The organism is Streptococcus oralis subsp. oralis, assembly GCF_002096445.1.
GTDB lineage: Bacteria > Bacillota > Bacilli > Lactobacillales > Streptococcaceae > Streptococcus > Streptococcus oralis_N.
Map to the genome: position 1 here is coordinate 1,166,020 of NZ_NCUK01000013.1, position 13,236 is coordinate 1,179,255.

16 protein-coding genes and 1 pseudogene are annotated in these 13,236 nt (G+C 42.8%); 1 reads left to right on the plus strand and 16 read right to left on the minus strand.

Annotated features, from left to right (window positions below; all coding sequences use genetic code 11):
• Positions 1 to 12: 12 nt before the first annotated feature.
• From whiA to B7721_RS09085, 9 genes are all read right to left on the minus strand, one after another.
• A complete protein-coding gene (gene whiA / locus B7721_RS09040; RefSeq protein ID WP_057489475.1) occupies positions 13 to 924 on the minus strand; it encodes a DNA-binding protein WhiA in 912 nt (303 codons plus the stop codon).
• Entirely contained in the window at positions 921 to 1,898 is a 978-nt protein-coding gene (locus B7721_RS09045) for a YvcK family protein (RefSeq protein WP_084878700.1), read from the minus strand. The genes whiA and B7721_RS09045 overlap by 4 nt, the downstream gene beginning before the upstream one ends.
• Entirely contained in the window at positions 1,895 to 2,785 is an 891-nt protein-coding gene (gene rapZ, locus B7721_RS09050) for an RNase adapter RapZ (protein WP_000163039.1), read from the minus strand. The genes B7721_RS09045 and rapZ overlap by 4 nt, the downstream gene beginning before the upstream one ends.
• 51 nt (positions 2,786 to 2,836) lie before the next feature.
• Positions 2,837 to 3,217, minus strand: coding sequence for a RidA family protein (locus B7721_RS09055; protein WP_001140417.1), 381 nt, complete (start codon positions 3,215 to 3,217; stop codon positions 2,837 to 2,839).
• 9 nt (positions 3,218 to 3,226) lie between these two features.
• Entirely contained in the window at positions 3,227 to 3,814 is a 588-nt protein-coding gene (gene yihA, locus B7721_RS09060; protein ID WP_000405203.1) for a ribosome biogenesis GTP-binding protein YihA/YsxC, read from the minus strand.
• An 8-nt stretch (positions 3,815 to 3,822) separates the two neighbouring features.
• On the minus strand, positions 3,823 to 5,055 hold the full coding sequence (clpX, locus tag B7721_RS09065) for an ATP-dependent Clp protease ATP-binding subunit ClpX (RefSeq protein ID WP_002874765.1): 1,233 nt from the start codon (positions 5,053 to 5,055) through the stop codon (positions 3,823 to 3,825).
• 201 nt (positions 5,056 to 5,256) lie between these two features.
• The gene (locus tag B7721_RS09075) at positions 5,257 to 5,763 is read right to left on the minus strand and encodes a dihydrofolate reductase (RefSeq protein ID WP_000162306.1); all 507 of its coding nucleotides are present in this window, start codon (positions 5,761 to 5,763) and stop codon (positions 5,257 to 5,259) included.
• A gap of 118 nt (positions 5,764 to 5,881) precedes the next feature.
• Complete coding sequence (gene cmk / locus B7721_RS09080; RefSeq protein WP_000849406.1) at positions 5,882 to 6,556, minus strand: (d)CMP kinase; 675 nt, start codon at positions 6,554 to 6,556, stop codon at positions 5,882 to 5,884.
• Between the two features lie 9 nt (positions 6,557 to 6,565).
• Positions 6,566 to 7,072: an SAG1386/EF1546 family surface-associated protein gene (locus tag B7721_RS09085; RefSeq protein WP_084878701.1), complete on the minus strand. Its 507-nt coding sequence runs from the start codon at positions 7,070 to 7,072 to the stop codon at positions 6,566 to 6,568.
• A gap of 45 nt (positions 7,073 to 7,117) precedes the next feature.
• Here B7721_RS09085 and B7721_RS09090 point away from each other — a divergent pair, with 45 nt between their 5' ends.
• Positions 7,118 to 7,321 (plus strand): ferredoxin, encoded by a 204-nt coding sequence (locus B7721_RS09090; RefSeq protein ID WP_162283489.1) that lies wholly within the window; start codon positions 7,118 to 7,120, stop codon positions 7,319 to 7,321.
• Positions 7,322 to 7,396: 75 nt separating this feature from the next.
• On the opposite strand, the pseudogene B7721_RS10405 reads toward B7721_RS09090, so the two are convergent.
• From B7721_RS10405 to B7721_RS09125, 7 genes and pseudogenes are all read right to left on the minus strand, one after another.
• Positions 7,397 to 7,499, minus strand: a pseudogene (locus tag B7721_RS10405) (glycosyltransferase); the annotation flags it as partial.
• Between the two features lie 38 nt (positions 7,500 to 7,537).
• On the minus strand, positions 7,538 to 8,182 hold the full coding sequence (locus tag B7721_RS09095) for a hypothetical protein (RefSeq protein ID WP_084878704.1): 645 nt from the start codon (positions 8,180 to 8,182) through the stop codon (positions 7,538 to 7,540).
• A gap of 149 nt (positions 8,183 to 8,331) precedes the next feature.
• Positions 8,332 to 9,294, minus strand: coding sequence for a glycosyltransferase family 2 protein (locus B7721_RS09100; RefSeq protein WP_084878706.1), 963 nt, complete (start codon positions 9,292 to 9,294; stop codon positions 8,332 to 8,334).
• Between the two features lies 1 nt (position 9,295).
• Positions 9,296 to 10,315 carry a UDP-glucose 4-epimerase GalE gene (gene galE, locus B7721_RS09105; protein WP_084878708.1) on the minus strand — a complete coding sequence of 340 codons (1,020 nt, stop codon included), beginning with the start codon at positions 10,313 to 10,315 and terminating at the stop codon, positions 9,296 to 9,298.
• Between the two features lie 255 nt (positions 10,316 to 10,570).
• A complete protein-coding gene (locus B7721_RS09115) occupies positions 10,571 to 11,674 on the minus strand; it encodes an NAD(P)/FAD-dependent oxidoreductase (protein ID WP_084878711.1) in 1,104 nt (367 codons plus the stop codon).
• A gap of 16 nt (positions 11,675 to 11,690) precedes the next feature.
• A complete protein-coding gene (locus B7721_RS09120) occupies positions 11,691 to 12,488 on the minus strand; it encodes a Nif3-like dinuclear metal center hexameric protein (RefSeq protein WP_084878713.1) in 798 nt (265 codons plus the stop codon).
• Positions 12,475 to 13,152, minus strand: a complete 678-nt coding sequence (locus B7721_RS09125; protein WP_084878715.1) for a tRNA (adenine(22)-N(1))-methyltransferase — start codon at positions 13,150 to 13,152, stop codon at positions 12,475 to 12,477. The genes B7721_RS09120 and B7721_RS09125 overlap by 14 nt, the downstream gene beginning before the upstream one ends.
• Positions 13,153 to 13,236: the final 84 nt, after the last annotated feature.

The following is a 13,236-nucleotide window of genomic DNA, read 5'->3' on the forward strand; positions in this document are numbered from 1 at the left end:
TAATCCGTGGTTTTATAATTCATCTGCAATCTTGTTTATTTTTCGGAGTCTGTGGTTGACGCCACTTTTGGTTAGGGGATTGCTCAGGCTATCTGCCAACTGCTGGATAGAGTAATCTGGGTGCTGGATTCGCAACTGAGCCACCTCTTGCAAATCCACGGGTAAATTTTCCAAACCCATTCTATCTTTGATTTTACTGATATTGTTGATAGTCTTCATACTAGCAGAAACCGTTCGAGCGATATTAGCTGTCTCGGCATTATTAGCCCGATTGAGATCATTACGGGTTTCACGCAAAATCTTGACGCGCTCAAAATTATCACGCGCCTGCATGGCCCCAATCACGATCAAGAAATCCATGATGTCCTCTGCCCGCTGAAGATAGGTAACCGCACCTTTCCTGCGCTCAATGACCTTGGCGTCCAGCAAAAACTGCTGAAGAAGAGAGGCCAACCCTTGGGCATGGTCCAGATAAACGGAACTGATCTCCAACTGGTACTTGCCAGACTCCGGATCTCGGATGCTACCATTTGCCAGAAAGGCCCCACATAAGTAAGCACGACCAGCCTCCTCATCTGCTAAAATATCGGGATCAATACCCGTCTCCAAACCAAAAAAGGAATCCGCAAGTCGCAAATCAGCCAAAAGCTCCTGCACCCTCTCATCAGTATAGACCGTGTAGACACGATTCTTGCGAAGATTGCTCCTCTGATGGTGTCGAATCTCAGACTTGATCTCATAAAAATGGAGAAAGGACTCATAGAGATGCCGAGCCAACTTGGCATTTTCGGTCACGACGGACAAGGTTAGGCCTGAAGTCGAGAGACCAATACTACCAGACATCTTGATGATGGCAGACAATTCATGGCGGCTTAAATGATGCTGACCAAGAATTTCTTCTTTTACTGCAACTGTAAAACTCATTTTCGCACCTGTATAATTCGCATCAATTCATCCACAATCAAATCTCCATCATGGAAGGCTCCTCCATTTTCCAAACGAAGGAAATTGGAAGAAATCACACGAGGCACCTGCTTGCAGAGACCAGCAAAATCATGTTCCACCTGTACCAAATATTCATCGAAACGGTTGGTATCCATGTATTCTCTAGGGACCTTTTCAATATTGACCAAGACTGTATCAATAAAAGGCCGACCTAAGTGTCGATGGAGGACTTCCACATGGTCACTGTCTGAAAAGTGTTCTGTTTCCCCACGCTGGGTCATGATATTGCAGACATAGGCGATCTCTGCCTTGGTCTCCAAGAGAGCCTGCCCAATCTCCTCAATGACAATATTCGGCAAAATCGATGTAAAGAGGGAACCAGGCCCCAAGACAATCATGTCACTCTCGAGAATGGTATTGACTACTCGACGGCTGGCTTGCGGTGTTTCATCATCCAAGGTATTGGTCACATAGACATGGTCGATCATGCCTGGATGATCTGCAATGTGGCTCTCACCTGCCACCTCGGAACCGTCTTTAAAGACTGCATGCAGTGTCAGAGGCTGATCGCTTGATGGGTAGATTTTCCCTGTTGTGTGGAAAAAGAGACTTAGCAGCTGCATGGCATTATAAGTGGACCCTTGCATTTCAGAAAGCCCTGCTATAATGATATTTCCTAGAGGATGACCCGCAAAAGCTCCAGCCTCTTCTGAGAAACGGTACTGAAAAACCTTCTCATAAAACCTAGGCATATCCGACATGGCCACCAGGACATTGCGAAGATCTCCTGGTGGTGTCAGCTGTTGGATATTCTTTCTTAGTTCACCAGAAGAGCCACCATCATCAGCTACCGTTACGATGGCTGCGATATCAACATCCTTTTCTCGCAAGCTTTTCAAAATGACGGGGATACCTGTTCCTCCACCAATTACCGTTATCTTTGGTTTTCTCATGAACGGTTTACCGTTTCCTTTCTTCTGTCTTTGTCACGATGGCTTTCATTGACAGGCCAGTTTTTAGCAAGGTCCTCAGCTATGCGCTTGGCAAAGGCAACACTACGGTGTTGTCCACCTGTACATCCTACTGCAATGGTTAAAACAGACTTGCCTTCTTTTTTGTAACTTGGCAAAATGGGCTCGATCAAGGCGAGTAAGTGCTGATAAAAACTTTCAGACTCTTCATGATTCATCACATAGTCATAAACTGCTTGATCCTCACCTGTCTGATTACGGAGTTCAGGCAGGTAGTATGGATTTGGCAAAAAACGGACATCAAAGACCAGGTCTGCATCGATCGGGATACCATACTTGAATCCAAAAGACATGACTTCGATACGGAAAGACTGGGCTTGTTCTTGGTCTGAAAATTGCTCTGCAATGGTTTTACGCAGTTCACGAGGAGTGAGTTCTGTTGTATCCACCACATTTTGACTCATGTTTTTCAAAGGTGCTAGGAGTTCACGTTCCAGCTTGATGCCATCTAAAATCCGACCATCAGCAGCTAGAGGGTGACTTCGTCTAGTTTCCTTATAGCGTGCCACCAATTCCTTATCTGCTGCGTCTAAAAAGAGGATTTTGAAGTCCAAATCGTCTTGGTTTTCCAATTCATCCAAAACAGCCTGAATCTCTGAGAAGAAGGAACGGCTACGCATGTCCACAACCAAGGCCAGTTTGTGGTCATCATCCTTGGTCTCAACCAACTGTAAAAATTTTGGTAAGAGGGCTGGTGGCATATTGTCAATGGTAAAATATCCCAAATCCTCGAAGGACTGTATGGCTACTGTTTTCCCTGCGCCACTCATACCTGTCACAATCACCAGGTGAAGTTGTTTCTTTGTCATCTATCTCTCCTTATATCAAAAAAAGTTTGGCAGAGCCAAACTTCAACTAGCTTATCCAATCTCTGCGATCACTTCAATTTCGACTTTTACATCACGAGGAAGACGTGCAACTTCCACAGCTGAACGAGCTGGAAATTCCTCTTTAAAGGCAGTCTGGTAAACCTCGTTAAAAGGAACAAAGTCATTCATATCGCTCAAGAAGCAAGTTGTTTTAACAACATGGTCAAAGTCTGTTCCTGCTTCTGCCAAAATAGCAGCAATGTTTTTCAAAACTTGTTCTGTCTGTTCTTGGATCGTTTCTCCTACAATTTCTCCAGTTTCAGGAGATAGGGGAACTTGACCGCTCGCAAACAAAAGATTGCCAACGATTTTCCCTTGAACATAAGGTCCGATTGCTTTTGGAGCTTTGTCTGTATGAATTGTTTTTGCCATTTCTTTCCCTCACAATTTTTCTAATATTGCGTCCCAAGCCTGATCCATCCCTGCCTTGCTGACAGATGAAAAGAGGATGAAGTCGTCACTTGGGTCAAAGTTTAATTTCTTTTTGATTGCTGATTCATGCTTGTTCCACTTACCACGGGGAATCTTATCTGCCTTAGTCGCAACGATGATAACCGGAATCTCATAATACTTGAGAAATTCGTACATCTGCACATCATCTGCTGACGGGTCGTGACGGAGATCCACCAGACTGACCACGGCACGGAGATTTTCCCGAGTGGTCAAATACTCCTCAATCATGCGCCCCCATTTTTCACGTTCCTTTTTGGAAACGCGGGCATAGCCATAACCTGGTACATCCACAAAACGCATCTTGTCATCAATGTTGAAGAAGTTGAGTAACTGGGTCTTCCCAGGTTTTCCTGATGTACGAGCAAGATTTTTGCGGTTCAACATGGTGTTGATAAAGCTAGACTTGCCAACATTTGAACGCCCTGCAAGGGCAATCTCTGGCAGTTCATCCTGCGGATAGTGGGACTTGTTTGCCGCACTGAGCAGGATTTCAGCATTGTGTGTATTGATTTCCATAGTCTCCTCTAGGCTGTTTCTAGGATTGGTTTTTCCGTTCCATCGACAGCTTCTTTCGTGATGCGGACCAATTTCACATTTTCCTGACTTGGCACTTCAAACATAACATCTAGCATGGTTTCTTCGATTATTGAGCGAAGACCACGCGCACCTGTCTTGCGTTCGATAGCCTTATTGGCGATTTCCTGAAGGGCTTCATCATCAAATTCCAACTCAACGTCATCATAAGAAAGCAAGGTTTGGTATTGTTTCACCAAGGCATTTCTTGGCTCCTTCAAGATGCGAACCAAGTCATCGACCGTCAATTGCTCAAGAGCAGCAAAGACAGGCAAGCGTCCAATCAACTCAGGGATAATACCGAATTTTTGAATGTCTTCTGCGATGATTTCTTGCATGTAGGAGCTGTTTTCGTCAATCGCCTTGTTATTTTGGCCAAAACCAATGACTTTTTCTCCCAGACGTTGTTTGACGATTTCTTCGATGCCATCAAAAGCACCACCCACGATGAAGAGGATATTCTTGGTATCCACCTGAATCATCTCTTGTTGTGGATGTTTGCGTCCACCTTGAGGTGGCACGCTAGCAACAGTTCCCTCAATAATCTTGAGAAGGGCTTGTTGCACACCTTCACCCGAAACGTCACGTGTGATAGACACATTCTCGCTCTTCTTGGCAATTTTGTCAATTTCATCTACGTAGATAATCCCACGTTCTGCACGTTCGATGTTAAAGTCAGCAGCCTGCAAGAGTTTGAGGAGGATATTTTCCACGTCCTCACCCACATAACCAGCCTCAGTCAGAGCTGTCGCATCTGCAATAGCAAAAGGCACGTTCAAGCTCTTAGCCAAAGTCTGAGCCAAGAAAGTTTTTCCTGAACCAGTTGGACCAATCATCAAGATGTTTGACTTCTGCAAATCCACATCTTCTGACTCTTCACGCGTATCGTGAAAATTGATACGTTTATAGTGATTGTATACAGCCACTGCCAAGGCACGTTTGGCACGATCCTGACCAATCACATAGTGGTTTAGAATATTGAGGAGTTCGATTGGTTTTGGTACTTCAGACAAATCTGCCAAAACTTCCTCGGCCAACTCCTCCCGAATGATTTCCTGGGCCAACTCAACACATTCATTACAGATAAAAGCGTTGTTCCCAGCGATTATTTTCTTTACTTCTTCTTGGCTTTTGCCACAAAATGAGCAATAAACCATCATATCATTTTTCCTATTTGTAGGCATGATTTCCTTCCATTCTAATTTATCATTCTATCTAAAATAAGGTCATATAAAAAGCGTGGACACTGTTGACCAGATTGGTAAAAGCATTCAACCAGAGTAAGGCAGACAGTCCATAGCGCTTCTTACGAAAAGCCTGTGCTCCAGTCAAAATACAGATCACACACAAAAAAGCTGTAAAAAATCCAAATATACTGCGCTCCATTAGACTTCCTTTCTATCTCGGTATTCGATGGTAAAATCATAGTCGTTTTTCTCATCTCGGGTGTAAGATTTGCTTGCTACTGTCTCAAAATGAGACAAGTCAAATTCCTCAGGAAAATAGGTATCTCCCTCCACCTGAGCATGAATCTGTGTCACGATGATTTCATCTAAATAAGGCTCAAAAGCCTGAAAAATCTGTTTTCCGCCAATGATATAGAGATTTTTTTCCTGACTCTGATACCACGCTAAAACAGACTCCACATCTTGAAATACGAGCGCCCCATCTATGACTTCTTCGCTATTGCGCGTTAAAATCAGGGTTTGCCGTTTTGGAAGCAGACGACGTCCCATGCCATCAAAGGTCACTCGCCCCATCAGTATAGCATGATTTAAAGTTGTTTCCTTAAAATGTTGCAACTCTGCTGGCAAATGCCAAGGGAGACGATCTTCCTTCCCAATCACACCTTTTTCATCTTGGGCCCAAATGGCTATGATTTTCTTTGTCATGCTTCCGTCCTTTTTATTGATACTACTATTTTATCAAAATTCTCCCAAAAAGACTGTTTTGAAACGCGCGCAAAAGAGAGAAAAGGAGCAGGCTTCATTTAGCCTGCTCCTCTCGTCCCTAGGACATATATTTTTTTGCTTCTGATTCGATTTTTTCGACCACTTCTTGGATACTTAGTCCAGTTGTGTCAAGGTAAACTGCATCCTCAGCCTGTTTGAGAGGTGAGGTTTCACGATGACTATCCTTGTAGTCACGCGCCGCAATCTCTTCTTTCAGCGTTTCAAGGTCTGTTTCAATCCCTTTAGCAATATTTTCCTTGTAACGACGCTCTGCTCTTTCTTCAACAGAAGCCACTAGGAAAATCTTGAGTTCAGCTTGTGGTAAAACAACTGTCCCGATATCACGCCCATCCATGACGATACCACCTTGCTGAGCAATCTCTTGCTGGAGCGAAACCAGTTTCTCACGCACCTCAGGAATGGCAGCAATGCTTGAAACCTTGTTGGTCACTTCATTTTCACGAATCGGATGCGTAATATCAACATCCCCTACAAAAACAAGTTGCTCACCAGTTTCTGAACGACCAAAACTAATGGGGTGTTGGTTAAGAAGCTCGAGAAGTTGATCTACATTTCCTGCATCCAACTGGTGCTTAAGCGCTATATAAGTCGCAGCACGGTACATAGCACCCGTATCGAGATAAGTGTAACCAAAATCCTTAGCGACAATCTTTGCAACCGTACTCTTGCCACTCGAAGCTGGACCATCGATAGCAATTTGAATTGTCTTCATGACCGACTCCTATCTTGTCTTAATCACATCACCTGGGTTGGCAAACCAAGATCCAGATGACATATGAGAAGGATTTAGGGATTCTAGCTGGGCAATGGAAATCCCTGCACGCTGAGCAAGAGCTGCCTCTCCCTCTCCAGGCTGTACTGTAAGTGTTCCTTCACCCTCTGCATGTTCTTCCGAACTGCTTTCTGAAGGTGTTGATTCAGAAGAAGCTGTTTCCTCTACCTTGCTACTTGAAGATGATGATGCTTCCACTTTCGAACTTGCACTTGTAGAAGGAGACGATGCATCATAGAAGTCCTTCAAAGATGAAGTACGATTGCTTCCTCCGGTTGATAGGTAAATCAATACAACTACCATTGCTACAACAATTACAAAGAAGAGGCTAGCTAGAACCGTCAAGACACGATTCGCAACAACGCCTTTCCCTTTTTGTTTCCGGTGTCGACGCTCTGATCTTGTTTCTTCCTCATTGTTTTCGTAAATATCTTCTTGCCATGGTTCTTTTTCCATACCTTACTCCTTGTTTTTTTTACATTTTCTTATTACAATATAAATATGAAAGTCACACTTATACCCGAACGGTGCATCGCCTGCGGGCTTTGCCAAACCTATTCTGAACTCTTTGATTACCATGATAATGGAATCGTTCGATTTTACGATGATCCAGTTGAATTGCAAAGAGAAATCGCTGAGACCAGCGACGTTCTGGAGGCCATCAAAAATTGTCCTACACGTGCACTTCTAAAAGATTCATCGTAGGAAGCAGGGAATAAATATAATTGATTTTTTCTCATTTTTCCCACATCTACTAGTTTAGCATATTTCTAGGTAAAATTATAGTCTTTTTTGGTTATTTTTTTCCTTCAATATTAGAAAGGTCACTTTTTTCTTTGACGAGATAGAGTGGTCTTTTTTTGGTCTCTAGATAAATCTTACTGTAACTTATAATCTAAATTTCTCAATGAGAATAGACTCCTACCATTCTATTTCCGTTACTTTCTTTACAAATTCGTCCCACTCCTGTATACAATCTTTAGATAAACATATATCCGTATAATTGAACGATAAATCTTTAATATTCTTCCACCAATCAAAAGAATTTCCCGCCTCTTCTGTTTCTATTCTTTTGTTAACCACTTCAACAATTGTGTTATCTATCTCTTCCTTGTCATCTAAACTTAGAAATCTCCATTCAATTCCATTTGTATAAATTACTTTTTTATACCATAAAAGGTCTCCAATAAGTTGTCCCATCTCTCCAGTTATATGTTCAAAACTGTTCGATATGGTTGATTTGATTTCTTCCTCTGTAATTAAAAGATGATTTAAATTCTTAACTTCCACGCATCCTCGAAGTTTCTTCCATTCTTCAATTTTTATACTTTTCCTAGATTTGTTTTCATAAGTCTTATCTAAAATAACTATATCAGGAAAATTACTTAGACCATAATAAATTTGTCCCAAATCACTTCTTTGTCTTCCGAAGACATATCTTTTTGATAAACTATCTTTTAAAGTTGGCTTAATTATATCAGCAACTATAGGATACAATTCAGCCTCTACATAATTTTGTTTCTTTATTAGCCCGATTTCTTCAGTATAATCCTCTTTACTTAGCATAAAATAATCCTCCTAAATTTTTATTTATTAACTCACTACAATTGCAGTAAATTTCGTCTGCATAGATTCTTTAAATCATTTCAAATCCCTAATTCTTTTAAAAATCACCCAAACTCCAAACTAAAAGAATTATAAACAACAAAAAGTGACTATGTTAGATAAATTCTATCTTTTTTCGGGGGCCTATCATCACTTTTTTCTTTGACGAGATAGAGTGGTCTTTTTTTGGTCTCTAGATAAATCTTACTGATATACTTGCCTAGAATCCCAATCGTCAGGAGTTGAATCCCTCCAAGAAAGAGAATGACAGCCATCAAAGAGGTCCAACCAGATGTCGGATTTCCCAAGATAAGAGTCCGAAACACTACAAAAAATGTCATCACAAAAGAAAGAAAACAAGATAGGAGTCCCGCTACAAAGGCTATACTCAAGGGGAAATCTGAAAAGTTAAGAATCCCTTCAATCGAGTAGAAAAAGAGTTGTCTAAAACTCCAACTGGTCTTGCCAGCCTGTCGTTCAACGTTTGGATAGTCCAGATAGTGCGTTTTAAAACCCACCCAGGCAAAGAGTCCTTTAGAAAAACGATTGGACTCGGTCAGGGTTAAAATAGCATCTACCACAGACCTTCTCATCATGCGAAAATCACGGACACCTGAGGGCAAGGCTACCGGGCTAATTTTTTGCATGAGGCGGTAAAAGAGGTCAGCACAGAAACTACGGAAAAAGGGTTCTCCCTCCCGACTAGTTCTCCGTGTCCCAACACAGTCTAAGTCTGCATTTTGGTCTAGTAAGGCTTTCATCTCAAGTAGCATACTAGGAGGATCCTGAAGGTCTGCATCCATCACGACCACCAAGTCTCCAGTTGCATGCTGCAAGCCTGCGTATAAGGCTGCCTCTTTCCCAAAATTTCGTGAGAATGAGACATAACGGACCGCAGGATTTTGCTCCCGATAGGCCTTCAAAAGCTCTAAGGTCCCATCGTTTGAGCCATCGTCCACAAAGACATACTCGATCTCTGCTCCCAATTCTGGAAGCAGAGCTTCAACAGACTGATAAAAAAGAGGAAGTACTTCCTCTTCGTTTAGACATGGGACGATGATTGAAATCATCATCTTAGTCTTCAAATCCATTTGGATGCTTGCTTTGCCAACGCCATGCGTCTTCACACATTTGGGTGATGCTAAGTTCTGCTTCCCAACCCAGTTCAGCTTTGGCTTTTGCAGGGTCTGAGTAGCAGGCAGCGATATCACCTGGGCGGCGTTCTACGATGCGGTAAGGAATAGGACGTCCCACTGCTTTTTCCATGTTTTGGATAATTTCAAGAACTGAGTAGCCTTTACCAGTTCCAAGGTTATAAATGTTTAGACCTGAACCTTTTTGGAGTTTTTTCAAAGCTGCAACGTGACCTTTAGCAAGGTCTACGACATGGATATAGTCACGAACCCCAGTTCCATCTTCCGTATCGTAATCATCTCCAAATACTTGCACTTGCTCTAGTTTGCCAACTGCTACTTGTGAAACATAAGGCAAGAGATTGTTTGGAATTCCGTTAGGATTTTCTCCCAAGTCTCCACTTTCATGCGCTCCGATTGGATTAAAGTAACGAAGCAAGACCACGTTCCATTCTGAATCTGCCTTGTAGATATCCGTCAAAATTTCCTCTAACATGAGCTTGGTGCGACCGTATGGGTTGGTCACTGAAAGTGGGAAATCTTCTAAGATTGGAACAGTGTGAGGATCTCCGTAAACTGTCGCAGAAGAACTGAAGATGATGTTCTTACAGTTGTTTTCTTCCATAACCTTCAAAAGACTAACAGTTCCAGCGATATTGTTGTCATAGTAGGCAAGAGGGATACGGGTAGATTCCCCAACAGCCTTCAAACCAGCAAAGTGAATGACACCAGTCGGTTCTTCCTGCTTGAAAATATCTCTGAGAGTATCAGTATCACGGATATCTGCCTCATAAAAAGGAATCTCAACTCCTGTGATTCTTTCAACAACTTCTAAACTTTTACGATTGCTATTGACAAGATTATCTACCACAATCACTTGATGACCTGCTTGGATCAACTCAATAACAGTGTGGGTTCCGATAAATCCGGCACCACCAGTTACCAAAATCTTTTCTTGCATCTTTCTTCCTCGATTCTCGGATTATTTTTTCTTATTTTATCATTTTTGATAGGGAATGTCATTTGACATCCTAAACCACCTGCTAAAATTTTAGTAAAATGCTTATACTCTTCGAAAATCAAATTCAAACCACGTCAGCGTCGCCTTACCGTGGGTATGGTTACTGACTTCGTCAGTTCGATCCACAACCTCAAAACAGTGTTTTGAGCAGCCTGCGGCTAGCTTCCTAGTTTGTTCTTTGATTTTCATTGAGTATTATTCGCTTTTTACTCGTTTGACATAGTTTGCAATTGTGTAGTTTACTGGGTCCAAGGTCAACTCCTTGTCTTGGACCAGTTGAGCTAGATGATAACCGATGATTGGACCCGTTGTGAGACCTGATGAACCTAGACCACTAGCCGCATAGGCACCTGCTAAGCCAGGTACTTCCCCAAAGAAAGGGGAGAAATCACTGGTATAGGCACGGATTCCTACTCGCTCACCTCTTTTAGTAGCTTCAGCCAAGGCTGGGTAGTATGGCAAGGCTGCTTCCTCCATTTGTTGAAGCAAGGGTTCATCCACCGTCAAGTCAAATCCCATATCATTTTCATGGGTAGCACCTAGGGACAATTTCCCACCTGCAAAAGGAATCAAATCCCACTCCCCTTCTGGCATGACAACAGGGTAAGATTTCATATCTTTGGTAAGTTGATAATCTCGTAGTTGTCCCTTTTGGGGACGAACATCTACCTCATATCCTAAAGGTTTCAAAATGTCCCCCAACCAAGCTCCCGACGCCAAAATAACTTGATCAAACACTTCTTCACCAATCTGGTAACCGGATGCTAAAGGTGTCAGACTCACTTTTTCTTTGACCAGCTTGACCTGACTGGCTTCTAGCAAACGAGTCACTAAGAGCTGGCCATCCACCCGTGCCCCACCAGAAGCGTAGATCAGGCGGTCGAATCCCTGCAAGCCAGGAAATAATTCATTTGCAGACGCTTGGTCTAGAATGGCTAATTGACCTATCAAGGGAGATTCTTCTCTGCACTGGAGGGCTAGTTCATAGAGTTCTTCTAACTTGGATTCATCCTTTTTCAAGAGAAAAACTCCCGAACGCTGGTAAAAGTCGATCTCCTGTCCTGATTTTTCTAAATCAGCCAACAAATCCACATAAAAGTCAGCCCCCAAGCGCGCCATCTTGTACCAAGCTTTATTGCGGCGTTTGGAAAACCAAGGACTGATAATTCCTGCTGCAGCCTTGGTTGCTTGCCCCTGTCCATGGTCAAAAACGGTCACCTCTAGGTCAGCTTCTTTAGAGAGGTAGTAGGCAGCTGTTGCCCCCACAATTCCTGCTCCAATAATGGCAACTTTTTTCATTGTCTTCACCTTCTAACTAGATATGGTGGAAAGGATTAGTCGATGCTTGACTAGGCACAATATCAATGCCCCAGCCCTTCTCTGCCTTCCATTGAGTAAGAAGTTCTGCGATTTTTTCCACAAAAAGCACTTCTATATAGTGGCCTGGGTCCAATGCCAACAGGCCATCAGAAAGCATATCCTGGGCTGTGTGATAGTAGATATCGCCAGTGATATAAACATCTGCCCCCTTTGCTAAAGCATCCTTATAGAAAGACTGCCCGCTACCACCACAGATAGCTACTCTTGAAATAGGCTTCTGCAAATCACTCTCGTGATAATGGACCATGCGAAGACTATCTAGACCAAAGACTTGCTTGACATGTTGGGCCAATTCCCCAAATGTCTGAGGTTGAACATTCCCAATACGTCCAATTCCACGTTCTGGACCTGTCTCCTGCAGATAGGTCGTTTCCTCAATACCTAACATCTGACAGAACCAGTCATTGAGGCCATTTTCAACGATGTCAATATTGGTATGGCTGACATAAACTGCGATGTCATACTTGATCAGGTCGATGTAAATCTGATTTTGCGGACGGCTAGCAACCAAGTCCTTGATGGGACGGAAAATTGGCGCGTGCTTAACGATAATCAAATCCACACCCTTTTCAATAGCCTCTGCCACCGTGTCTTCACGAATATCAAGGGCAACCATGACCCTTTGGATATCCTTGTCTAAAGTACCGATTTGCAGGCCACGACTGTCACCCTCCATGGAAAATTCCTGGGGACAAAAGGCTTCATAAGCTCTGATTACTTCACTTGCTAGCATGGAGAACCTCCTTTATGGCTTGAATTTTATCTACTAGAACTTGGCGTTCCTCCAGATTTTTTTCTGGGATTTGGCTAAAAGCAAATTCTAGCTTAGCTGCTTCTTTTTGCCATTTTTGGACAAAGACTGGACTGACTTCTTTGGACAAGATAGGTCCAAAACGAACATCACTTGCTGATAGCTTCATTTGTCCAGCTTCCACCACTAAAATCTCGTAGAATTTGCCAGCTTCTTCTAGAATGCTTTCTGCCACAATCTGAAAATCGTTGCCCTGTAGCCAGATGCGCAAGTCGTCTTCACGATTATTGGGCTGGAGGATCAAACGTTCTACATTAGCTAGCTTTTCCAAACCTTCCTCCAAGATCGTAGCAATCAAACGGCCACCCATACCAGCAATGGTGATAATAGAGACTTGGTCAGCCTCTTCAAATGCCGCTAAGCCATTGGCTAAACGGACTTGGATTTTCTCCTTTAAGCCGTGAGCCTCAACATTTTTGACCGCTGACTGGTAGGGTCCTTCCACCACTTCCCCTGCAATAGCGCTTTTGATTTGGCCTCTTTCAACCAAGTCAATTGGCAGATAAGCATGGTCACTCCCCACATCTAGTAACACAACACCTTGTGGTACAAAGGACGCCACCAATTCTAATCTCTTTGAAATCATCTTCTCTCACTTTCCAAAACTCTATTACCTTTTATTATACCATATTTCGGCTAGCAATCTTGCACCTAAAAAGACCGCAATCCA